The 22,582-nt window shown below is 63.6% G+C and carries 24 protein-coding genes; 7 read left to right on the plus strand and 17 right to left on the minus strand.

Annotated features, from left to right (window positions below):
• Positions 1-3: 3 nt before the first annotated feature.
• Complete coding sequence (locus tag GTP69_RS15180; RefSeq protein ID WP_161055654.1) at positions 4-750, minus strand: alpha/beta fold hydrolase; 747 nt, start codon at positions 748-750, stop codon at positions 4-6.
• 146 nt (positions 751-896) lie between these two features.
• Complete coding sequence (locus tag GTP69_RS15185; protein ID WP_161055655.1) at positions 897-1,331, minus strand: MarR family winged helix-turn-helix transcriptional regulator; 435 nt, start codon at positions 1,329-1,331, stop codon at positions 897-899.
• A 98-nt stretch (positions 1,332-1,429) separates the two neighbouring features.
• On the opposite strand from GTP69_RS15185, the gene fnr reads away from it, so the two are divergent.
• Positions 1,430-2,188, plus strand: coding sequence for a fumarate/nitrate reduction transcriptional regulator Fnr (gene fnr / locus GTP69_RS15190; protein ID WP_161055656.1), 759 nt, complete (start codon positions 1,430-1,432; stop codon positions 2,186-2,188).
• Between the two features lie 6 nt (positions 2,189-2,194).
• Here fnr and GTP69_RS15195 read toward each other — a convergent pair whose 3' ends face one another.
• The 13 genes from GTP69_RS15195 to GTP69_RS15255 form a co-directional block, all read right to left on the minus strand.
• Positions 2,195-2,698: a FixH family protein gene (locus GTP69_RS15195; RefSeq protein ID WP_161055657.1), complete on the minus strand. Its 504-nt coding sequence runs from the start codon at positions 2,696-2,698 to the stop codon at positions 2,195-2,197.
• 11 nt (positions 2,699-2,709) lie between these two features.
• Complete coding sequence (gene ccoG, locus GTP69_RS15200; RefSeq protein WP_161055658.1) at positions 2,710-4,095, minus strand: cytochrome c oxidase accessory protein CcoG; 1,386 nt, start codon at positions 4,093-4,095, stop codon at positions 2,710-2,712.
• Entirely contained in the window at positions 4,092-5,060 is a 969-nt protein-coding gene (ccoP, locus tag GTP69_RS15205) for a cytochrome-c oxidase, cbb3-type subunit III (protein WP_161055659.1), read from the minus strand. The genes ccoG and ccoP overlap by 4 nt, the downstream gene beginning before the upstream one ends.
• Positions 5,053-5,214 (minus strand): cbb3-type cytochrome oxidase subunit 3, encoded by a 162-nt coding sequence (locus tag GTP69_RS15210; RefSeq protein ID WP_161055660.1) that lies wholly within the window; start codon positions 5,212-5,214, stop codon positions 5,053-5,055. The genes ccoP and GTP69_RS15210 overlap by 8 nt, the downstream gene beginning before the upstream one ends.
• 1 nt (position 5,215) lies before the next feature.
• Positions 5,216-5,830 carry a cytochrome-c oxidase, cbb3-type subunit II gene (ccoO, locus tag GTP69_RS15215; protein WP_110845990.1) on the minus strand — a complete coding sequence of 205 codons (615 nt, stop codon included), beginning with the start codon at positions 5,828-5,830 and terminating at the stop codon, positions 5,216-5,218.
• A 14-nt stretch (positions 5,831-5,844) separates the two neighbouring features.
• Entirely contained in the window at positions 5,845-7,266 is a 1,422-nt protein-coding gene (ccoN, locus tag GTP69_RS15220) for a cytochrome-c oxidase, cbb3-type subunit I (RefSeq protein ID WP_161055661.1), read from the minus strand.
• 76 nt (positions 7,267-7,342) lie between these two features.
• Positions 7,343-7,519 (minus strand): cbb3-type cytochrome oxidase assembly protein CcoS, encoded by a 177-nt coding sequence (gene ccoS / locus GTP69_RS15225; protein WP_161055662.1) that lies wholly within the window; start codon positions 7,517-7,519, stop codon positions 7,343-7,345.
• Positions 7,519-9,978: a heavy metal translocating P-type ATPase gene (locus tag GTP69_RS15230; RefSeq protein ID WP_161055663.1), complete on the minus strand. Its 2,460-nt coding sequence runs from the start codon at positions 9,976-9,978 to the stop codon at positions 7,519-7,521. The genes ccoS and GTP69_RS15230 overlap by 1 nt, the downstream gene beginning before the upstream one ends.
• A complete protein-coding gene (locus GTP69_RS15235; protein ID WP_161055664.1) occupies positions 9,957-10,751 on the minus strand; it encodes a sulfite exporter TauE/SafE family protein in 795 nt (264 codons plus the stop codon). Before GTP69_RS15235 ends, GTP69_RS15230 begins: the two co-directional genes overlap by 22 nt.
• A gap of 7 nt (positions 10,752-10,758) precedes the next feature.
• Positions 10,759-12,171 (minus strand): oxygen-independent coproporphyrinogen III oxidase, encoded by a 1,413-nt coding sequence (gene hemN / locus GTP69_RS15240; protein ID WP_161055665.1) that lies wholly within the window; start codon positions 12,169-12,171, stop codon positions 10,759-10,761.
• A gap of 3 nt (positions 12,172-12,174) precedes the next feature.
• On the minus strand, positions 12,175-13,809 hold the full coding sequence (locus tag GTP69_RS15245) for a methyl-accepting chemotaxis protein (RefSeq protein WP_161055666.1): 1,635 nt from the start codon (positions 13,807-13,809) through the stop codon (positions 12,175-12,177).
• Positions 13,810-13,950: 141 nt separating this feature from the next.
• The gene (gene yiaA / locus GTP69_RS15250) at positions 13,951-14,343 is read right to left on the minus strand and encodes an inner membrane protein YiaA (RefSeq protein ID WP_161055667.1); all 393 of its coding nucleotides are present in this window, start codon (positions 14,341-14,343) and stop codon (positions 13,951-13,953) included.
• A 66-nt stretch (positions 14,344-14,409) separates the two neighbouring features.
• On the minus strand, positions 14,410-15,345 hold the full coding sequence (locus tag GTP69_RS15255; protein WP_161055668.1) for a DUF808 domain-containing protein: 936 nt from the start codon (positions 15,343-15,345) through the stop codon (positions 14,410-14,412).
• A 110-nt stretch (positions 15,346-15,455) separates the two neighbouring features.
• Between GTP69_RS15255 and GTP69_RS15260 the strand changes: the two genes are divergently transcribed.
• Together GTP69_RS15260 and GTP69_RS15265 are read left to right on the plus strand one after the other, a co-directional pair.
• The gene (locus GTP69_RS15260) at positions 15,456-16,094 is read left to right on the plus strand and encodes a LysE family transporter (protein ID WP_161055669.1); all 639 of its coding nucleotides are present in this window, start codon (positions 15,456-15,458) and stop codon (positions 16,092-16,094) included.
• An 82-nt stretch (positions 16,095-16,176) separates the two neighbouring features.
• On the plus strand, positions 16,177-18,081 hold the full coding sequence (locus tag GTP69_RS15265; RefSeq protein ID WP_161055670.1) for a DUF6600 domain-containing protein: 1,905 nt from the start codon (positions 16,177-16,179) through the stop codon (positions 18,079-18,081).
• Between the two features lie 110 nt (positions 18,082-18,191).
• Here the strand turns inward: GTP69_RS15265 and GTP69_RS15270 are convergent, their stop codons facing one another.
• The gene (locus tag GTP69_RS15270; RefSeq protein WP_161055671.1) at positions 18,192-18,674 is read right to left on the minus strand and encodes a phage regulatory CII family protein; all 483 of its coding nucleotides are present in this window, start codon (positions 18,672-18,674) and stop codon (positions 18,192-18,194) included.
• Positions 18,675-18,759: 85 nt separating this feature from the next.
• On the opposite strand from GTP69_RS15270, the gene GTP69_RS15275 reads away from it, so the two are divergent.
• The 4 genes from GTP69_RS15275 to GTP69_RS15290 all read left to right on the plus strand — a co-directional run bounded on the left by GTP69_RS15275 (position 18,760) and on the right by GTP69_RS15290 (position 21,501).
• Entirely contained in the window at positions 18,760-19,557 is a 798-nt protein-coding gene (locus tag GTP69_RS15275; protein WP_161055672.1) for a hypothetical protein, read from the plus strand.
• Positions 19,557-20,336 (plus strand): DUF2491 family protein, encoded by a 780-nt coding sequence (locus tag GTP69_RS15280; RefSeq protein ID WP_229260958.1) that lies wholly within the window; start codon positions 19,557-19,559, stop codon positions 20,334-20,336. The genes GTP69_RS15275 and GTP69_RS15280 overlap by 1 nt, the downstream gene beginning before the upstream one ends.
• Before the next feature lie 31 nt (positions 20,337-20,367).
• Positions 20,368-21,156, plus strand: coding sequence for a hypothetical protein (locus GTP69_RS15285; protein WP_161055673.1), 789 nt, complete (start codon positions 20,368-20,370; stop codon positions 21,154-21,156).
• Between the two features lie 69 nt (positions 21,157-21,225).
• Entirely contained in the window at positions 21,226-21,501 is a 276-nt protein-coding gene (locus GTP69_RS15290) for a DUF493 family protein (protein ID WP_161055674.1), read from the plus strand.
• Between the two features lie 101 nt (positions 21,502-21,602).
• Here the strand turns inward: GTP69_RS15290 and GTP69_RS15295 are convergent, their stop codons facing one another.
• Complete coding sequence (locus tag GTP69_RS15295) at positions 21,603-22,496, minus strand: transcriptional regulator GcvA (RefSeq protein WP_161055675.1); 894 nt, start codon at positions 22,494-22,496, stop codon at positions 21,603-21,605.
• Positions 22,497-22,582: the final 86 nt, after the last annotated feature.

Consider the following 22,582-nt stretch of genomic DNA (forward strand, 5'->3'; position numbering starts at 1 on the left):
AAATTAACGCTGGGCGGCGGCGATAATCACTTCAGCGACCTTGGCCGGTTGCGACACCATCGGTACGTGGCTGGTTGGCAGCGTGGTCACGGTGGCGTTGATTTTCTTGGCGAAGGCTTGTTCCAGTTCCGGCGCAATCATGCGGTCTTTGCTGGCGACGATGTAGTAGTTGGCCTTGTTCTTCCAGGCGGCCACGGTGGTGGTGTCGCCGAAGGCTTTGGCGGCGATCGGGCCCTGGGTGGCGGCAATCAGTTTTTTCTCGGCTGGCGTCACGTCCGGCGCGAAGTTTTGGGCCACCGATTCGGTCGGCAGCCACAGGTAACCGCCGGCGTCGGCTTTCAGCGTAGCGATGCCAGGTGGCACGGCGTAGTCCTTGCCCAGGTTGGCGGTGGCTTCACCTTCCGACGGCGCGAACGCGGCCACGTAGACCAGCGCCTTGATCTTGTCGCTGGTGCCGGCCTGGGTGATCACGGTGCCGCCCCACGAGTGGCCGACCAGCACCACTTTACCGGTTTGCGCATCGACCACGCGCTGGGTGGCGGCGACGTCGTCGGCCAGCGAGCTCAGTGGGTTCTGCACGGCGACCACTTTGTAGCCTTTGGCTTCCAGGATAGGGATGACTTTGTTCCAGCTGGAACCGTCGGCGAAGGCGCCGTGCACCAGCACGATGGTGGTGTCGTTGGCCGGTGCGGCGGCGTGGGCGAAAGCGGTAGCGGCCAGCAGGGCGGAAGCGATGAAGGTACGTTTCATGATATTTCCTTTCAGTTGTATGCGCTAACTGTTAGCGCGCTAAGTATTATGGTTTTAAAAACGCGCTGGTTTGAATAGCGCGTTTCCTTGAGATGAAATATAGCGCACTAAAAAATCGTACGCAAGTTAAATTTAGATTTATTTTTTCAATCGCCGAGATTGCGGTTCAATTTGCCGAGGGTGGCCATCAGCGTCGCCACCTCCTCGTGGCTGACCTGACATTCGGCGGCGAAGTCCTGGCTGACCTTGAGCGCAGCGGCGCGCAGCGTCTGGCCGGCGGCGGTCAGCTTCAGCACGCGGTTGCGTTCGTCGCGGGGATCGCGGTCGCGTGTCAGGTAGCCTTCCGCTTCCAGCCGCTTGACCACTGGCGTCACCGAGCCGGAGTCCTGTTGCAGGCGTTCGGCCACGTCTTTGAGGCCGAGCCCGTCTTCTTCCCACAGCACCACCATCACCAGGTATTGGGGATAGGTCAGGTTAAGGGCGGTCAGCAGTGGCTTGTAGGTCTGGGTCATCTTCAGCGATGTGTTGTAGACTAAAAAACACAAATGCTGGTCGAGGGTGGGAGGCTTGGGCAGGGTCATGCCGCTAGCCTAACAAAATATTTTCCCGCGCGCGAATACCTGATTGGATGACTGCGGTATAGCGGTGCAAATCAAGTCCGATGGGCTACACTAGCTGCATGATACGAGAACTTCCTTCGCTGGTAATCCCCGGCGCGACAATTGAGGTGCTGAAAGCAAGCTGCGCGTCGTGCAGCATGCATCAGCTCTGTTTGCCCATGGGGCTGGACAACAACGATATGGAGCGCCTGGACCAGATCATCGGCCGTCGCCGCAAAGTACCGCGTGGCGGCACGCTGTTCCGCATCGGCGATCCGTTCCAGAACCTGTACGCAATTCGCCTCGGCCATTTCAAGACTTACCAGGTCAACCGCGAGGGTGCGGAGCAGATCACCGGCTTCCAGATGGCCGGCGAGCTGCTGGGCATGGACGCCATCAGCGCCGACGAGCACCATTGCACCGCCATCGCGCTGGAAGATAGCGAGGTTTGCGAGATTCCGTTCGCTACGTTGCAATTGTTGCTGGCGGAAATGCCGACGCTGCTGCGCCATTTCCATCGCATGATGAGCCAGGAAATCACGCGTGAGCAAAGTGTGATGCTGTTGTTGGGGAATATGCAGGCGACCCAGCGGTTTGCTGCCTTCCTGGTCAATCTGTCGTCGCGCTATGAGGCGCGGGGCTATTCGCCGATTACCTTCCAGCTGCGCATGTCGCGTGAGGAGATTGGCAATTACCTGGGCCTGACGATCGAGAGTATTTCGCGCCTGCTGTCCAAGTTCAAGAAAGAAGGCCTGCTGCGCGTCAGCAACCGCGAAATCGAATTGCTCGATCCGCGTCTGCTGAAAGCGATTACCGCCGGCACCGCAACCTGCGGCTAAACCGCCTTAGTCCGGCAGCAGCGTAATGCCGTGGTTGGCCGGCCACACCCAGGCGCCGGCCAGGCGCCATTCGCGTTTTCCACCCTCCACCAGCACCACCCAGCGGCTGCGTTCCAGCATCGGCAGCGCCACGCTGAAGTTGCCTTCGGCATCCGGCACCAGCATCAGCTTGAGATCCTTCTCCGGCTGCGTGGCGTGCGACAGGTGCAGCATCAGCGGCCCGGTGTCCTTGCGGTTGATGCGGCCGCTCAGCGCGCCGGTGGCGGCGTCATACCCCAGCGTCATCGACAAACCCAGCTGCGCGGCCACGCGGTCGCGCCGCAAGTCCTGGTTGATGGCCTTGCCCTGCGTGTAGTAATCGCCGACCACCACCGCGTCCGGCGTCTTGATCGCCAGCCAGGCGGTGTAGCTGGTGGCCACCATCACCGAGGCCGGGCCCAGCATCAGCAGCCACGGCCAGCGCTGCTTCCACCACGGCGTAACAGGCATATTGAGAATGGCGTTGGACATGTTATTTCTCCTTAGCGCGGCACGATGAAGACCGCGGATTCTTTCACATGCAGCGACGGATCGTCGACTGCGGTCAGGCTGACGTTAATCTTGTTCGAGCCGGTATGGCCGGCGCCATGCGCCACCCGCAAGCGCACCGGATAGGCCCGCGTCTCGGTGGCCTCGACCCGCACGGTGTCGGCATCGGCTACGCTCAGCGTATCGAGGCCGCCAACGCTGATCTTGTACACATGCGCTTGCTCGGAGGTGTTCATGATTTGCAGGCGGTAGACGTTTTCGATCATGCCGTCTTCCACCTCGCGGCCCATCGAGCCACGGTCGCGGATCACGTCCAGCTTGAGCGGCGTGCGCAGGTACAAGGCGCTACAGGTGGCCAGCACGATCAGGCCCAGTACGGCGGTGTAGATCTTCACCCGTGGCCGCGTGGTGCGGCGGCGGATTTCGGTCGGCGTCAGATGCTCGTCCATCGCCCGTTCGGTGCTGTAGCGGATCAGGCCGGGTGCTTGGCCGGTCTTGTCCATCACGGTATTGCAGGCGTCGACGCAGGCGGCGCAGCCGATGCACTCGTATTGCAGGCCGTTGCGGATGTCGATGCCGGTCGGGCAGACCTGCACGCACAGCGAGCAGTCGATGCACGAGCCGCCTTGGCCATGCTCTTTTTTCGACAGCGGGCCGCGTGGTTCGCCGCGCGCGGTGTCGTAGGTAATGATCAGGGTATCGCGGTCGAACATCGAGCTTTGGAAGCGGGCATACGGGCACATGTATTTGCACACCTGTTCGCGCATCCAGCCGGCGTTGCCGTAGGTGGCGAAGGCGTAGAACAGCACCCAGAACCATTCCCATGGGCCGAAGTCGAAGGTCACCACTTCGGTCATGAGGTGCTTGATCGGCGTGAAGTAGCCGACGAAGGTAAAGCCGGTCCACAGTGCGAACAGCAGCCAGGCAGCATGCTTGGCGCTCTTCTTGGCGAACTTGCGCAGCGATGCCGGCTGGCGGTCCAGCGCGATACGGGCACTGCGCTTGCCTTCAATCTTGCGCTCTATCCACAGGAAGATTTCGGTGTACACCGTTTGCGGGCAGGCGAAACCGCACCACACCCGCCCTGCTATCGCTGTCGCCAGGAATAGCAGGTAGGCGCAGATGATCAGCAGCACCGCCAGGTAAATGAAGTCCTGCGGCCAAAGGACCAGGCCAAAGATGTAGAACTTGCGCGTGCCCAGGTCAAACAGCAGCGCCTGGCGGCCGTTCCATTGCAGCCACGGCGTGCAGTAGAAGGCCAGCTGCGTCAGCCAGACAAACAGCCAGCGCAGGCGGGCGTAGCGGCCGGCGATCTCGCGCGGATAGATTTCCTCGCGAGCCGCATACATCTTGATGACTTGTTCCTTTGGGGCGTTCATTTTTCTGCTGCTACGGGTGGATCAGCCGGTACGGCGGCGGGAGCGGCCACCTCGGCAGGGTTGTTCGACAGGCTCCAGACGTACGCCGCCAGCACATGCACCTTGGCTTCGCCGAGGAAGTCAGCAAACGCCGGCATGGTGGTGGTGCGGCCCTTGTTGATGGTCTCCTTGATGGTTTCCACACTGCCGCCGAACAGCCAGATCTTGTCGGTCAGGTTAGGCGCGCCGAGCGTCTGGTTGCCCTTGGCGTCGGCGCCGTGACAGGCCATGCAGGCGCCGAACTTCTCTTTGCCGAACACCGACTTGATCGGATCATGGGTCGAGCCGGACAGGCTCAGCACGTAGTGCGCGACCGCTTCCACTTCCTTGTCGCCACCGACGGCGGCGCCCATCGGCGGCATGGCGCCGACGCGGCCGTGCAGGATGGTTTCCTGGATGGTTTCCGGCGCGCCGCCGAACAGCCAGTCCTTGTCGGTCAGGTTGGGAAAGCCCTTGTTGCCGCGCGCGTCAGAACCGTGGCACTGCGCGCAATAGGTCAGGAACAGGCGTTCGCCGATGGCGTGCGCTTGCGGATCGGCCGCCACCGTTTTCAGATCCTGCTTCTGGTACTTGGCGAACAGCGGACCGTATTCGGCATCAGCCTTGGCCAGCTCGGTCTGATACTGGCCGCTGGATTTCCAGCCCAGCTTGCCGGCGTAGCTGCCCAGGCCTGGATACAGGAACAGGTAGGCCAGCGCGAACACGATGGTGATGTAGAACAGCCACATCCACCAGCGCGGCATTGGCGTGTTCAGCTCGGTCAGGTCCTCGTCCCAGACGTGGCCGGTGGTGTCGATCTTGCCGGCGTCGGTCTTGACGACCTTGACCTTCGATTGCGAGTACAGCAGGATGCCGCAGCCGATGATGCCCAGCAGGGTCAGCGCGGCGATGTAGATGTCCCAGAAGCCGTTGGTGAAATCAGCCATGGTGCACCTCCTCGTCGTCGTCAAACGGCAGGTTGGCGGCGGCGGTGAAGTCGGTGGCCTTGCGGTGCACATACACCCACCACAGGATCCCGGCGAAAGTGATGAACGAAATCACCGTCATCACGCTGCTGGCGTTGTCAAACAGGGTATCCATGCTAGTTCCTCGTTTTGATCAGGGTGCCCAGGCCTTGCAGATAGGCGATCAGGGCGTCTTGTTCCGTCTTGTCCTTGAGCTCTTCCGGCGCGGCGGCGATCTCGGCGTCGGTGTACGGCACGCCGGTACGGCGCAGCGCGCGCATCTTCGGCTGGATCTCGGCCGGCACCAGCGTGTTCTTCGACAGCCATGGGTAGTTCGGCATATTCGATTCCGGCACCACGTCGCGCGGATTGTTCAGGTGGTCGCGGTGCCATTCGTCGGAGTAGCGGCCGCCCACGCGCGCCAGGTCGGGGCCGGTGCGCTTGGAACCCCACTGGAACGGGTGGTCGTAGACGAACTCGCCGGCCACAGAATAGTGGCCATAGCGCTCGGTCTCGGCGCGCAGCGGCCGCACCATCTGCGAGTGGCAGTTGTAGCAGCCTTCGCGGATGTAGATGTCGCGGCCGGCCAGGCGCAGCGGCGAGTACGGCTTCAGGCCCGCCACTGGTTCCGTGGTCGATTTTTGAAAGAACAGCGGCACGATCTCGACGGCGCCGCCGACGCTGATCACCAGCGTCACCAGCGCGATCAGCAGCCAGGGATTTTTCTCGATCCATTCATGTGAAAATTTCATACTGTGCTCCGATATCAGGCGTGGGCCGCGTTGACCGCCGGGATAGGCGCGACCGCAGTCTTGGTGTTACGCAAGGTCATCCAGGTGTTGTAGGCCATCACGCACATGCCGCCCAGGTACAGCAGGCCGCCGGTGAAGCGCACCACGTAGTACGGATAGGTGGCCTTGACGCTTTCCGCAAAGGTGTAGGTCAGCGTGCCGTCCGGATTGACCGCGCGCCACATCAGACCCTGCATCACGCCGGCAATCCACATGGCGGCGATGTACAGCACCACGCCGATGGTGGCGACCCAGAAGTGCAGGTCGATCAGCTTGGTCGAATACATCTTCTGGTCGCCGGCGATGCGCGGGATGATGTAGTAGATCGAACCCATGGTGATGAAGCCGACCCAGCCGAGCGCGCCGCCGTGGACGTGGGCGATGGTCCAGTCGGTGTAGTGCGACAGCGAGTTGATGGTCTTGATCGACATCATCGGACCTTCGAAGGTGGCGATGCCGTAGAACGACAGCGAGACGATCATGAATTTCAGGATCGGGTCGGTGCGCAGCTTGTGCCAGGCGCCCGACAAGGTCATCATGCCGTTGATCATGCCACCCCAGCTTGGCGCCAGCAGCACCAGCGAGAACACCATGCCGACCGATTGCGTCCAGTCCGGCAGTGCGGTGTAGTGCAGGTGGTGCGGACCGGCCCACATATAGGTGAAGATCAGCGCCCAGAAGTGGACGATCGACAGGCGGTACGAGTACACCGGACGTTCGGCCTGCTTCGGAATGAAGTAGTAGACCATGCCCAGGTAGCCGGCGGTAAGGATGAAGCCCACCGCATTGTGGCCGTACCACCATTGGATCATCGCGTCCTGCACGCCGGCGTAGACCGAGTACGATTTAAACAGCGAAGCCGGCATCGACATGCCGTTGACCACGTGCAGAATCGTCACGGCGATGATGTAGGCGGCGAAGAACCAGTTGGCGACGTAGATGTGCTTGACCTTGCGCTTGATCAGGGTGCCGAAGAACACCACGGCGTACGACACCCACACCAGCGCGATCAGGATGGAAATCGGCCATTCCAGCTCGGCGTATTCCTTGCCGCGGGTCAGGCCCATCGGCAGCGTCACGACCGCGCTCAGGATCACGGCCTGCCAGCCCCAGAAGGTGAAGGCCGCTAATTTGTCGGAAAACAGGCGCACCTGGCAGGTGCGTTGTACCACGTAATACGAGGTAGCAAACAGGCCGCAGATACCGAACGCAAAAATCACCGCGTTGGTATGCAGCGGACGCAGACGGCCATAAGTCAGCCATGGAATGTCCAGATTCAGCGCCGGCCAGGCCAGCTGCGCGGCGATGATCACGCCGACCAGCATGCCCACGACGCCCCAGACTACGGTCGCAATCGTGAACTGCTTCACGACCTTGTAGTTATAGTGTTGATCCAATTGAGTTCTCCCCGGAACACTTTGATGATGTAGGTCAAAGGTTACTTAGGAGAAGCTTAAAAATCCTTGATGTAAGTCAAAAATCGCCGGATCGCTTGTGATCAATGGGCGGCTTGTCGTCGTCTTGCAGGATGCGCAGCGCCGGGCCGACCAGGTCGTCGAACTGGCCGTCGTCGGAGGCGCGGAAGAAGATCCACAGCGCCACGAACACCAGCACCACGCTGAGCGGAATGAGCAGGTACAGGGCTTCCATCAAGCGGCCTTTCTGAGCCGCAGCGCGTTGAGCACCACCACCGCCGAACTGAGCGCCATGCCGACACCGGATAGCCACGGATTGAGCAAGCCCATTGCCGCCGCCGGAATGGCGACCACGTTGTAGACCGTGGCCCAGCCGAGATTCTGGCGGATGATGCGCATGGTGCGCTCGGCCACGCGCGCGCTGTCCGCCACCGCGCCGAGGCGGCCGTTGAGCAGCACCGCATCGGCATGCGCTTGCGCCAGCGCGGCGCCGCTGCCCATGGCGAACGAGACGTCGGCGGCACCGAGCACGGCGGCGTCGTTGATGCCGTCGCCGATCATGGTCACCACGCAGCCGCGCCGCTGCATCTGCTGCACGAAGTTGAGCTTGTCGGCCGGCAGGTAGCCGCCGACCGTGGTTTCGATGCCCAGCTGGTCGCCGACGCGGCGCGCCAGCACGTCATCGTCGCCGCTGACCAGCACCACCGTCTTGCCGCGCTGGCGGAAGTAGTCGACCGTGTCTTGCGCATCGGGCCGCAAGCCGTCGTGCAGCTGCAAACAGGCCAGCCACTGGCCTTCCACGCCAAGGTAGACCGGCGTCACGCCATCGGCCGCCACGCGCTCCGGCGCCAGACCGGCAATGCCGGCCACGAACTGCGCGCTGCCCAGGCGGTAGCGGCGATTGTGGACCGTGCCTTCCAGGCCGCAGCCGGCGGTTTCGGTCAGCGCCACGGCGCTCCAGTTGTGCCGCCCTGCTTCGTCGGCGGCGCTGATGATGGCGCGCGCCAGCGGATGCGCGCTGCCGGTTTCCAGCGCGGCCGCAACTTGCAGGCAGAAGTCGGCGCGCATGGCGCCCAGTTCCTGTATTCCTTGCAGCACCGGCCGGCCCCACGTCAGCGTGCCGGTCTTGTCCAGCACTACGTGGGTGGTGCGGTGCAGTGTCTCCAGCGTTTGCGGGCCGGTCACCAGCACGCCTTGCCGCAGCAGGTTGTCGGTGGCGGCGGCCAACGCGGTCGGCGTGGCCAGCGACAGCGCGCATGGACAGGACACCACCAGCACCGCAATCGCAATCGGCCAGGCGCGCGCGATGCTGCCGTCGTGCCAGAACCAGAAGCTGAACGCAGCCAGCGCAAACAGCAGCAGGCCGGCGACAAAATATGCGGCCACGCGATCGGCCCACAGCGCGATGTGCGGTTTTTCGCCGCCGGCGCGGTTGATTAGTTTCACCAGGTCGGACAAGGTGCTGTCCTGCGCCTTGCGCGTCACGCGCGCCATTATCACGCTGCCGGCGTTGATGGCGCCGCCGGGAATGGCGTCGCCGGTGGATTTCGGCACCGGTACGCTCTCGCCGCTCAGCAGCGACAGGTCGAGCGAGGTGCGGCCTTCGATGATGACGCTGTCGGCGGCCACCGCTTCGCCGGGCTTGATAAGTATGATGTTATCCACAGCCAGCGACGCCGCGCGCACGATGGTGGCGGCGCGGCTGGCCGGATAGTTCTCCAGCAGCGAGGCCGATGCCGGCAGTGCATGCTGCAAGCGTTCCAGTGCGGCGCCGGCTTTGCGGCGCGCGCGCAGTTCCAGATAGCGGCTGCACAGCAGCAGGAAGATGAACATGGTCACCGAGTCGAACCACACTTCGCCCTTGCCGGTGAAGGTGGCGATGACGCTGGCGCCAAACGCGGCGGCGATGCCCAAGGCCACCGGCACGTCCATGCCCAGCGCGCGCGCGCGCAGGCTGGTGATGGCGCCGCGCCAGAACGGCAGTGCCGAGTAGCAGATGGCGGGGAGCGTCAGCAGCAAACTGGCCCAGCGCATCAGCGAGGCCATGCTGTCGTCCAGCGTGCCGTCGTCGCGCGCCAGATAGGACGGGGCGACGTACATCATTACCTGCATCATCGACAGGCCGGCGACGAACAGCTGGCGGCCCAGCGTCTTGGCGGCGCGCTGCTGCTGGCCGGCGTGGCGGTCGGCTTCATAGGGATAGGCGGCGTAGCCGATGGTGTGCAGCGCGCCGAGGATGTCGCCGGGCTGGCAGGCATCGCTGCGCCAACGCACGTAGAGTTTTTCGGTGGCGACGTTGAGTTGCGCGCTATCGACGCCGGGCACGTGCGCCAGCCGGTTTTCAATCAGCCACACGCAGGCGGCGCAGCGGATGCCTTCCACCGTGAAGGTGGATTCACGGCTGTCTTCATCGAGCGCGAAGCGCGGGTCGGCGTTGTCGTACAGTTGCAGTTCCGGCGGCAGCTGCTGCGCGCCTTCCGCGCTGGCCGCGTAGGCGGTGCGGTCGCGGTAGTAGCTTTCCTGGCCCAGGTCGACAATGGTTTGCGCCACGGCCGCGCAGCCGGGGCAGCACATGGTGTGCGGTTCGCCGGCGATGGTGACCGTCCAGGCGTTATCCACCACGTCGGGCAGCGTCTGGCCGCAGTGGAAGCACGGCGCTGGCGCCAGGGCGTTCAAGGGTGTGGTGTGAGGCATAGCATTTCCATCCATTCGGGCGTGACGCCTCCCGCTGCGCGGGCAAGCCCGAGGACGCCGAAGGCCAGCACCAGCAGGCCGCAGGCAAGGCGGACCTGGCGGCGCTGCATGACTTGTTGCAGGCGCGCGCCGAGCATGCCCAGGCCGGTCAGCATCGGCAGCGTGCCGAGGCCGAAGGCCAGCATCAGCGCGGCGCCGTCGGCGGCCGAGCCGCTGAGCAGGGCGGTGGTCAGGACGCTGTAGACCATGCCGCACGGTAGCCAGCCCCAAAGCGCCCCGAGGGCATAGGATTTTGGCGCGGTGTCGGCTGGCATCAGGGTTTTCATGGCGGGGGCGATGAGTGGTTGCGCGCGTTGCCAGAGCACGCGGCCGCCCTGCTCCAATACGGCCAAGCCGCGCCAGGCGTTCATCAGGTACAGGCCGAGGACGACCAGCATCAGGTTGGCCAGCCAGTAGAAGCCGAGTTGGACCCCCGCCAGCGCCGCCATGTTGCGGGCGCCGCTGGCCAGGCCGCCGGCCAAGGCGCCAGCCAGCATGTAGCTGCTGATGCGGCCGGCGTTGTAGGCCAGCACCAGCGCCACGTCGTTCCCGCGCACGCGGGAACCCATAGAACGCCTGAGTGGATACTCGGCATGGATTTCCGCGTGCGCGGGAATGACGGTGCTGCGTGTGGTGGTGGACATCGCCGTCACAATCCCGCCGCACATGCCAACGCAGTGAATGCTGCCGGCCAGGCCGACCACAAACACTGGCAGTAGCTGTGCGGCGTTCATGACATCCTCAGATAGTCTTCGAGTAGCGCAGCGGTTGCGGCGCGATGTCCTGCGCCACGCCCAGATAACGGTCGAACACCATGCAAATATTACGGATCAGCAGACGGCCTTTCGGCGTCACCGAAATCCATTCGTCATCGACGGTCAGCAGGCCGTCGTCTTCAAACGCCTTCAGCTTCTCCAGCTCCGCCGCAAAATACTGGCGGAACTTGATCGGGAAGCCCTGCTCGATCGACGACAGCGACAATTCGAAATTACACATCAATTTGCCGATCACAATCCGGCGCAGCAGGTCGTCGTTGTCCATCTTGATGCCGCGCGTGATCGGCAGCACGCCATCATCCAGCTTGGCGTAATAGGCATCCAGCGTTTTCTCGTTCTGGCTGTAGGTGGCGCCGACCGCGCTGATGGCCGACACGCCGCACGAAATCAGTTCCGACTCGGCGCGCGTGGAATAGCCCTGGAAGTTGCGCTGCAAACGGCCCTGGCGCTGGGCCACGGCCAGTTCGTCCTCCGGCTTGGCGAAATGGTCCATGCCGATGTAGATGTAGCCGGCGTCGCACAGACGCTGAATGCACATCGCCAGCAGCTCCAGCTTGACCGCCGGCGTCGGCATGTCGGCATCGGCGATGCGGCGTTGCGGCTTGAAGATATGCGGCAGGTGCGCGTAGTTGTACAGCGCGATGCGGTCAGGAGAGGCGTCGATCACCTTGTCCAGCGTTTGCGTCATGCTGGCCATGGTCTGCTTCGGCAGGCCGTAAATCAGGTCGATGCTGATCGAACGGTAGCCGGCGGCGCGGGCGGCATCCATCACGGCGCGGGTTTCGGCTTCCGGCTGGATGCGGTTGACGGCTTTCTGCACGTCCGGATCGAAATCCTGCACGCCCAGGCTGATGCGGTTGAAGCCTTGCGCGCGCAGGCTGTGCACGCGCTCCACACTGACCGTGCGCGGATCGATCTCGATCGAATACTCGCCATGCGCATCGTCGGCGAAATCGAAGTTGGCGTGCAGGTGCGCCATCAGGTCGCCCATCTGCTTGTCGCTCAGGTAGGTCGGCGTGCCGCCGCCGAAGTGCAGCTGCTCGATCTGGCCCATGCCGTCGAACAGGCGGCCCTGCATATCGATTTCCTGTTTCAGGTAGCCGAGATAGACGGCGGCCTTGCTGTGATCCTTGGTGACGATCTTGTTGCAGCCGCAGTAGTAGCACACCGTGTCGCAGAACGGAATGTGGACATACAGCGACAAGGGCCGGCGACTGCGGCGCATGCGCAGGCCGGCCACCGCCTCCAGGAACTGGCCGTAGCCAAAGTCGCCCTGGAAGCGGTCCGCAGTCGGATAGGAGGTGTAGCGTGGGCCCGACTGACTGAGTTTGCTGATGATGGCAGCGTCAAATTCAACGGGTGGGAAAGGCGTATTCATAATTTATGCTGCGAGGCGTTTCACTGTGGATGACTGTGGGGCGGCTGCGCGGACGCTGCGCGCGCCCCGGGCCGGACCAAACTTGAACAGGCTGACCGCTTGCGTCAGGCCGCCCGCTTCCAGCGCCAGGCTGGCGGTGGCGGCGGCTGCCTCTTCGACCAGCGCGGCGTTCTGCTGCGTGACCTGGTCCATGTGGGCGATGGCCGAGTTGACCTGGTCGACGCCGATGCTTTGCTCGTGCGAGGCGACCGAGATTTCCTTCATGATGGCAGTGACCTGCTGCACCGAGGCCACCACTTCCTTCATGGTGGCGCCGGCGCGGTCGACCTGCGCCATGCCGGCGCTGACCTTGCCCACCGAGACGTCGATCAGGTTCTTGATGTCTTTGGCGGCGGTGGCGCTGCGCTGGGCCAGGTTACGCACCTCGCCGGCGACTACCGCGAAGCCACGGCCTTGTTCACCGGCGCGGGCGGCTTCCACGGCGGCGTTCAGCGCCAGGATGTTGGTCTGGAAGGCGATGCCTTCGATCAGGCCGATGATGTCGACGATCTTGCGCGACGAGTTGTTGATTTCGTCCATGGTGGCGATGACGTCGGCCACGATCACGCCGCCCTGCACCGCCACGTCGGAGGCGTTTTGCGCCAGCTTGTTGGCTTGCTCGGAGTTGTCGGCGTTTTGCTTGACGGTCGACGAGAACTGCTCGACGCTGGATGCGGTTTCTTCCAGGCTGGCGGCTTGCGCTTCGGTGCGGCCGGACAGGTCGGCGTTGCCGGCGGCGATCTGGCGGGTGGCCACAGCCATGGTTTCCACGTTGACGCGGACGTCACGGATGGTGGCGATCAGATTGCTGTTCATTTGCTGCAAGGCGCGCAGCAACTGGCCCACTTCGTCAGTGGCTTCGGTGTCGAAGCTGCCGGACAGGTCGCCGGCGGCGATCTGGCGGGCGCCGTGCAGCGCGCGGTCCAGTGGTTGCAGCACCGAGACGCGCAGCGTGTACCACAGGAAGACGTTGATCAGCAGGCCGAGGAAGGTGGCGGCGAAGATGCCGTAGCTGTTGGCGGCGTGGCCATTCATCAGCGTGGCGGCGCACACCAGTACTTGCAACACGTTGACCACACTGGTGGCGGCCCAGATGCGGAAGCCGAGCGACACATGGCTCAGGCGCGACAGCAGGTTGGCGAAGCCGGGATGGATCACCTGGCCGTTCTTGATGCGGATGTTGTGATTGGCTTCGGTGCGGATCGCGCGGTAGGCTTGTTCGGCCTTGGCGATCTGGTGGCGCTCGGCTTTGACGCGCACCGACATATAGCCGATGGTCTTGCCGTTTTCGCGGATCGGCGTGATGTTGGCGCGCACCCAGTAGTGGTCGCCGTTTTTGCAGCGGTTTTTGACGATGCCGGTCCACGGCGTGCCGTCCTTGAGCGAGGCCCACAGGTCGGCGAAGGCTTCGGCCGGCATGTCGGGATGGCGCACGATGTTTTGCGGAGCGCCCAACAGTTCGTCCTCATCAAAACCGCTGATTTGGGTGAAGTAAGGATTCACATAAGTGATGTTGCCGTTCAGGTCAGTTTTTGACACGATGGCCTGGTCGTCCAACACTTCTACTTCGCGATTGGTGACTGGTTGGTTGTTGCGCATAGCTCTCTCCGCCGGTGTTTTATTGCTTTATCGCAATGAATAGGGTCAGTTTACGTAGTCCCCCGGTCGAATTTATTGATTTAGATCAAATTTCTCCGGATTGGAGCGTGTAATGACCCGCCGGGGAGAGAGCCGAGCTGGTCAGCGGTTAGGGATGGATGCCAGATCGCGCACATTCTTCTGCACGGTGACCGCAGCGAACAAGCTGAGCAAGAAGGCCATGCCATAAAAACCCTTCTCGCTCGGGGCCAGCTGGGCGTTCCACAGGCCTACTAGCAATAGCAAAATTCCCAATAAAACCGACAGCCAGCATAGGCCGAAGTACATGGTGGTGACAGTGATGCCTTCACTGCGGTCGCGCACGGATTTTTGCAGCGAGATGGCGGCAAACAGGCCATACATCAGAATGACGAAGTAATAACCTTTTTCGTTGAGCGCCATGCTGGCGTTCCACAGTCCGATCATATAGGTCAGGGCGCCGGCGATCAGGGCCAGCCAGGATGCGCCGATGAAGGCGCTGGAAGGGGTAGTCATGCGTGCTCCTTGTCGATAGGGAAAGCGAGGCCGGCTGGCGCTCGCTTCCGTATCAGAGCAGAAGACTCAGCCTGGCTTTTTGACCAGGCGCACGATCTTGCTGATCGCGTTGACAACCACCAACGCCAGGCCACCGGCGATCAGGCCGGCGACGGCGTCCAGCAGGCTTGGGACGATCACGGCCAGCAGTCCGCCCACCGCCGGGGTGGCGGCCACGGCTTCGGTGGCGTGGTGGATGATGTCGTGGGCGAATGGCAGGCCGTGGGTCAGGATGCCGCCGCCGACCATGAACATGGCCACGGTGCCGACGATGCCGAGCAATTTCATCAGCACCGGAGCCGCCGCCAGCAGCATCCGGCCCAGCGCGCGCACCGCTGCGCCGCCGCGCTGGCTCAGGTACAGGCCGGCGTCGTCCATCTTGACGATGGCGGCCACCAGGCCGTACACGCCGACCGTCATCACCAGCGCGATGCCGACCACCACCGTCACCTGTTGCAGGAACGGCGCGGTCGCCACCGTGCCGAGTGCGATGACGATGATTTCCGCCGACAGGATGAAGTCGGTGCGCACCGCGCCTTTGATCTTTTCTTTTTCCAGCGCCACCAGGTCGATATCGGGATTGGCCAGCGCTTCGCGCAGCTCGGCCTTGTGTTCGTCGTCGCCGCTGTGGAACAGGCTATGGGCGATTTTCTCGAAGCCTTCAAAGCACAGGTACAGGCCGCCGACCATCAGCAGCGGTGTGATGGCCCATGGCGCGAACGCGCTGATCGCCAGCGCCGCCGGCACCAGGATGGCCTTGTTCTTCAGCGAGCCGACGCCCACCGCCCACACCACCGGCAATTCGCGCTCGGCGCGCACGCCCGCCACCTGCTGGGCGTTCAGCGCCAGGTCGTCGCCCAGCACGCCGGCGGTCTTCTTGGCCGCCACCTTGCTCATCAGGGCGACGTCGTCGAGGATGGAGGCGATATCGTCGATCAGGGCTAACAGGCTGGAACCGGCCATTGCGGGGTACTCCTTGTATGGTTTGACAGGCAATATTAACCCAAGCAAGCCGCGTCCCGATGCCGCTACAATGATGATTGCTAAAGTTAAACAAACTAAACGGAATCGCCATGAGCTTCGCCACCTGGATCACCTTCTTTGTTGCTGCCTGCATTATTGCCGTGTCGCCGGGTTCGGGCGCCGTGTTGTCGATGTCGCACGGCCTGTCGTATGGCGTGCGGCGCGCCAGCGCCACCATCCTCGGCTTGCAGACTGGCTTGCTGTTGGTGTTCTTCATCGCCGGCGCCGGCGTCGGTTCACTGCTGATGGCGTCGGAAGTGGTGTTCAACATCGTCAAGACGGTGGGGGCGCTGTACCTGATTTATCTCGGCCTGAGCCAGTGGCGCGCCAAGGTCCACATCAGCGAACAGCAGCAGGCCGCCGTGGTGGTGCCGACCGTCAAAAAGCGCTTCCTGACCGGTTTCCTGACCAATGCCACCAATCCGAAGGGCATCATCTTCATGGTGGCGGTGCTGCCGCAATTTATTACCGACAAGGCGCCGCTGCTGCCGCAACTGCTGATCCTGGCCGTGACCATGTGCTGCATCGATTTGGTGGTGATGCACAGCTATGCGTTCCTGGCCTCGTCGATGCAGCGCTTTTTCCGCGACGCCCGCGCCGTCAAGAAGCAGAATCGCGTGTTTGGCGGCCTGCTGATGGCGGTCGGCGCGGCGCTGTTCTTCGTCAAGCGCGGCAGCGCGGCGGCTTAGAAAGTTTGCAAGTATTTGTAACCGCTGTCGTCGGTTTCGCGCGCGCGGCGTTATTCAGGCATTACCCACAGGAGACGCTGCCATGAGCCGCAAGATTATCCACACCGTCGTGCTGGCCGCCTTGGCCGGCTTTTCCGCGCTGGCCCTGGCTGAAGATCCGCCCGCGATCGTCGGCCGCATCTCCAGCGTTGAGGGGCAAGTCACGCTGGTGGGGGATGGCGATCCGGTCGGCGCTTCGCTGAACTGGCCGGTGACGGCCGCCAACCACATCAACACGGCCAACGGCGCCCGCACCGAATTCCGCGTCGGCTCGACTGCCGTGCGGGTGGATGGCGATTCCGACCTGGAAATCACCGCCATGGACGACGACCTGCTGCGCCTGCGCCTGAACTACGGCAGCGTCAGCATCCGGGTGCGCAATCCCGACCTGTTGCGCGACTTTGAACTGACCACGCCGCAAGCCCGCATCACCCTGCTGGAGCCGGGGATTCTGCGCGTTGACGTCGACCGCCAGCCGGACACCAGTCAGATCAGCCTGTTGGCCGGCAGCGCGCGGGTGGACGGCGCCGGTTCGTCGGTGGTGGTCAGCAATGGCCGCCATGTGGATGTGACTGGCGAAGACGTGCGCACCAGCGTGGCGCGGCGCGACGGTTTCGACATCTGGTCCGAGGACCGCGACCGCTACGACAACAGTACCACCACCCGTTTCGTTTCCAGCGGCATGACCGGCTACGAAGAATTGGACCGCAACGGTACCTGGATCGACAATCCCGAATACGGCCCGCTGTGGACGCCGCGCAATGTGGCGCTGGACTGGGCGCCGTACCGCGACGGCCGCTGGATCTGGCTGGCGCCGTGGGGCTGGACCTGGGTCGACAACGCGCCGTGGGGCTATGCGCCGTCGCACTATGGGCGCTGGGTGATGGTGGGCCGCCGCTGGTCGTGGGCGCCCGGACGTCCGGCTGGGCGGCCGGTGTGGGCGCCGGCGCTGGTCGGTTGGGTTGGCGGCAATGGGGGCGGACCGCGTCCGGGGCCGGGATTGGGCTGGTATCCGCTGTCGCCGCGTGACCGTTTTGTGCCGGGCTATCGGGTGTCGGCGGATTACGATCGCCGGGTGACGTGGACGCATAACGGCAAGCCGTTCACGCCGCGCGACGACTGGAATGGCCGTCGAAACGGTCTGACGGTGCTGCCGCGCGATCAGTTTGAAGGCCGCCGCAATGTGGTGGTGAACCGGGGCGCGCAGGTGATTCCACCGGCGAGTTTCGTCAAGAATGTGGGGCCTGTAGCGCCACCGCAGCCGCCGGGTCGTGGTTTGACCACCAACCGTGGCGGCGGTGATCGCGATCATGATGGCATACCGGATCGGTTTGACCGCAATGATGGGCGCAATGACCGTCCGGGACGGGTGATTACCGCGCCGTCGCAGCCGGTGCAGGTGCCGGCGCAGCAGCCGCGCGGTCAGATCAGCACCTTGGCGCCAAACCAGTTCGGCCATCCGGATGCGCCGGCGCAGACCATCAATCCGAATGATGTGCGGATTGAGTTGCGGCCGCGCTTTAATCAGCCGGGGCAGCAGGGACAGCCCGGCCAGCAGCAAGGGCAGCCCGGTCAGCAGCCGCGATGGCAGGCGCCAGTGACGCCGCAGCCGGTGTTACAGGTGGCGCCGCAGCAGCCGCAACAGACTCAGCAGCAGCAGCAACCACAGTGGCAAGCGCCGCGCGAGCGCACCGACCGGGGCGACGACAACCGCCGTTTCCGTCCGCATGACGAGCAGCGGCCGCAGCAGCAGGCCCAGCCGCAGCAACCGCAAGTGCAACCGCAGCAGCCACAACCAGCGCAGCAGCCGCCCCGCCAGTTCACGCCGCCGCCACAGCAGCAGCAACCGCAACAACAACCTCAGCGCGCCGAACCGCGCCGCGAGGCCGAAAAACCGCGCGACGAGAAAAAAGACCCTAACCGCGACCGCCGCGAAAACCGCCAGTAAACTCCGGGGTCAGGTCCGGCATTCGGACACGAACACAACCTTAGTCTTCGCTACGGTTGTGCTCGTGTCCGAATGCCGGACCTGACCCCGGATTAGGACCTGACCCCGGATTATTGCTGGGCTTTCAGGCGCAGGCGGGCACGCCATTCGCCCAGCGCCGATAGCGCGCCCTGAAACTCGCGCTCGATCAAATCCGCCTCTGCCGCCGTGACCTTGCCGTCCATCAGCGCGGTGGAGACGGCTTCCGCCACCGCCCCCACCTGACTCATCACCTTGCACACCGTCTGCGACAGGTCATCTTCGCCGATGCTGTCCGGCGTCGGCATCACAAACGCGGCCATGCCGTGCCGCACCAGCAGCGCGTGCAGCGGCAGATGCGCGTCCGCCACGCCCGCCTTGTGGCACAGGTCCACCACCGTCGACACCTCCTCAAACGACGGATAGTGCGAGGCAATCGTCGGCGCCAGCTTGTTGCGCAAGACGTTGACCGAGATCCCCATCGCCTGCGCCAGGGCGTCGATGCCGCCGGGATACGCGCGCGCCACCTTGTAGAGCGCGTCGTGCTGATTCATGTCCAGGTATTTACGTGTCATGGTGAAGCGTGCCTTTTATTACCGATGCACCCGCCGACGCGCGGCGCTATGCTGTTTTTCATTCAACTCTTTGTGAAAACACATCATGAAGTCATTTCGCTCTGCGCTGCTGTTGACGGTTTGCCTGGCCGTGGCCGGCAATGTGCCCGTGTATGCCGGCGCAACTTCTCATTCTGGCACATCGTCCTCGTTTAAAAGTGGATTTTCTTCACAAAAGAGCAACGCCGCCAGACACAGCAGACCGTCGGCGCCGCCCGCCAACCGCCAGAGCGGCCCGGGCGCCTTCGGCCAGCAGGCCGGTTCGCCGGCCCAGCCGCAGCGCAATACCTCGGCCATGTCGCGCGATGTCGACCAGAGCGCGTCGCGCGCCAATGCGCTGAAGACGCTCGATGAACGCCGCGCCGCCGCCAACAACCAGCCGCTGCCGCCGCTGAACGATACCTTGCGCCAGCCGCAGCAACCGTCACCCGTGTACCGCGCGCCGGCCTATCCGGCGCCGGGGCCGGGTTATCAGCAGCAGCCGTCCGGCAGTGGCAATGGCCTGATGGCCGGCGTGATGGGTTTCATGCTGGGGCGGGCGATGAGCCAGAGCCATCAGCCAGTGGCGTACCCGACCACTACCACCAATGGGACTTCGGCGCCGCAGCAGCCGGCCGCCACCGCGCCGGCCACCGAAGGCGGCGTCATGGTGACCGGCATGCCGGGCCTGGGCGCTCCGGCCGCAGTGCCGGCAGCCGCGCCGCAGCCATCGTTCTTCATGAGCGTGCTGCGCTGGTTTGCCTGGTTGTCCGTGTTGAGTTTGCTGATGTGGGCGGTGGTGTATTCGGTACGCAAGTTCCGCCGCCTGCGCGCCGCGCCGAATTATTCGTTTGAAAGGAATTGATGATGGGCTGGACCGATGCATACAACTATCTGCGCAATGGCGCGACCAAGCTGGCCGGCAACGAGGCGCCGCGCACCGATGGCGACCTGCCGCTCGGCGCACGCATCGGCAGCGTGGTCGGCATACAGCAGTCGCCGCTGCTGCGCGCGGTCGCCAACGGTTCGCTGATCACGCTGCCGGAGGCGGACGACACCCGCATCCTGGCCGTGTCGCAGCTCCGCCTCAAGCAGTCGGGCGGACTGTACCGCTATTACCTGGAAACTGGCGACCGCGACGACAAGGAGAAGTTCCTGCAGGTCTATCAGAACGCCAGCGGCGAGGTCAGCGAGATCATGTACTGCACCCAGCTGGCGCGCGTGATCCCGGAAACGGCGGCCGATCAGGATGCCTACACGGGCCAGGCCGGCACCGGCCTTGGCGACCGCAGCTACACGCTGTGGCGCGAACAGTTGGACGACCTGGGCCTGGATCTGGAACTGGTATTCGGCAGCAGCGAAGGCCTGGATTACTGGCGCGACGCCGGCGATCCGGAAACGCCGTACATGCCGCCGTTCACCGGCACCGAGGTGCGGCTGGACGACGCCAGCGGCCGCACCGGCCTGCGCCAAGAGATGTATTTCATGCCGTATATGCGCACATTGCGCGGCGGCGGCAACGAGTATTTGCTGATCACGACGGAAATTATCAACAGCGTGAACGGCGATTCATCCAAACGCGGGATCCATGTGGACTTTGTGATTGGCATCCCGGTGGAGCAGCAACGCATCGTTATCCAATGATGCGCAACTTTGAAAACGAAGGAAGACTGACATGAGCAACTTGAATGGCTGGGGTTTGACCGCGCGCCTGATCACCAAGCACTTCGGCGCGCTGGGCAATCGCGTTTCCGAAGCGATCGCCAATTTTGATCCGGAAACCGCGACCGAGGCCGACCGCGACCGTCTGGCCGACAGTCTGCGCAGCGCGGCCCAGAAGCTGGCCGCCGCCCGTGCCTCGTTCGACAAGGAAGCCGGCGACGTGGTCAAGCTGCGCCAGCTGATCGCCACCGACGAGCAGGCGGCCGGCACGCTGGCCGAGCGTCTGGCCAGCGGCAAGATTTCGGAATCGACCATTACGCTGTTCTGCGACGAGCTGGAGTCCAACAAGGCGCGCATGCCGCAGGAGTTGCAGGAAGAAGCCGACGCCCGCCAGTACATGGACGAGCTGCAAACCATCGTCGACGCGCTGTCGAAGCAGCTGGCCGAGTTCGATTCGCAGGCGAAGAAGGCGATGCAGGCGCTGGCTTCGGCCCGGGCCCAGCAGGATTTGCAGCAGCTGCGCGCCGAGCGCCAGGCCGAGCTGACGGGGCTGCAAGGCATGCAAGGCCAGTCGAGCGCGCTGAGCGCCCTGACCCGCCGCGCCGAGACCATCCGCACCAATGCCGAAGGCTTGCGCATCGTCACCGACATTGGCCAGAAGCCGCTCGACCAGGCCGCCGAGCTGGAGGCGATCCGCAAATCGGTCAGCCAGCCGGCGCTGGGCAATGAGTCGGCGCTGGCCCGCTTGCAGCGCCTGTCGGGCCAGCCCGCTGCCGAGCCGCTGGCGCTTGCAAAGTCCTGATCCGGCTACAATATAGGCCTGAGACGCCGTTCGGTGTCTCAGGTTTTATATTTATAGATTGGAAAGAATATGCAAGCGATCCCCCCATCAGAGTCCCTCATCGAGTATCCGAGCGACTTCCCGATCAAGGTCATGGGTCCGACTCATATCGATTTCGCCCCGACCATTACCACGGTTGTGCAAAAGCACGATCAGGATTTCCATGAAGGCAAGATGGAAGTCCGTCCTTCGGCCAAAGGCAATTACACCGGCCTGACCTGCACCGTGCGCGCCACCAGCCGCGAGCAGCTCGATGCGCTGTACACCGAACTGTCGGCTCACCCGATGGTCAAGATTGTCATGTAAAGAGGTCGCTTCAAAAAGACCGCAGCTTCGTTGTGGCTCCTAGCCGTGCAGGTGCACTGTCTTCGTCGCCGCGCCTCGCTGCGCTCATTTTGAAGCAACCTCTAGTTGTGCTGGCGCTGGAAGGCGGCAATCTCTTCCAGCAGCCAGTCGCGGAACGCCTGCACCTGCGGCTTGCTTGCCGCACCGGGCGGCGTGACGAAGTAGTATTCATCCGGGCTGGGCGTGGCGACGTTGAACAGCCGCAGCAACTGCCCGGAGGCGATCTCCTGCATCGCCACCACATGCCGCACCAGCGCCACGCCGTTGCCATCGGCGGCGGAACGCACCAGCATCGATAAATCCTCAAACAGCAGCCCGCCGGACGGTTCCGGCAGGTCGACCCCGGCTGCGTGCAGCCACGGCGTCCAGCGCTCCACCGAACGCAGCAGCGTGTGCCTCGCCAGGTCGGCCGGCGCGAGCGGTAGCTGCCCACCGCGATAGTGTGGACTCACTACCGGGTAGTACACATCCCCCATTAGCCGCAATACCACCATGCCAGGATAGTTGCCGCGCCCGAAGCGGATGCCGACATCCACGCCCTCGCGCGCCAGATCCTGCATGTGGCCGCTCGATTGCAGCACCACTTCGATATCCGGATGCAGCTCGATGAATTTACCGAGACGCGGCGCCAGCCAGCGCGCCGCAAACGACGGAATCGAGGTGATGGTCAGCCGCTGGTTGATGCTGGCGGCGCGCATGGCGTCGGTGGCGGCGCCGATGTCGGCGAAGGCCTTGCCGAGGAACTGGGCGAATTTCAGGCCGTCGTTAGTTATTTTCACCTGGCGGCCATTGCGCACGAACAGTTGCCGTCCCAGCTCTTCCTCCAGCGCCCGCACCTGGTGGCTGATGGCGCCGTGCGTCAGGTGCAGCTCTTCCGCCGCGCGCGAGAAATTCTCGTGGCGGGCCGCCGCCTCGAAGGCGCGCAATGCGGAAAAATTGGGCAGCCTGCGGGCCATGCTGTGGATAACTTTGTGAATAAAACTAACAAGAATTGCGAAAATATACCGTTATACAGTCACTTACACAAGGTTTACTATGTGAA

Origin of the sequence: Duganella levis (genome assembly GCF_009857605.1) — a bacterium.
Classification (GTDB): Bacteria; Pseudomonadota; Gammaproteobacteria; order Burkholderiales; family Burkholderiaceae_D; genus Rugamonas; species Rugamonas levis.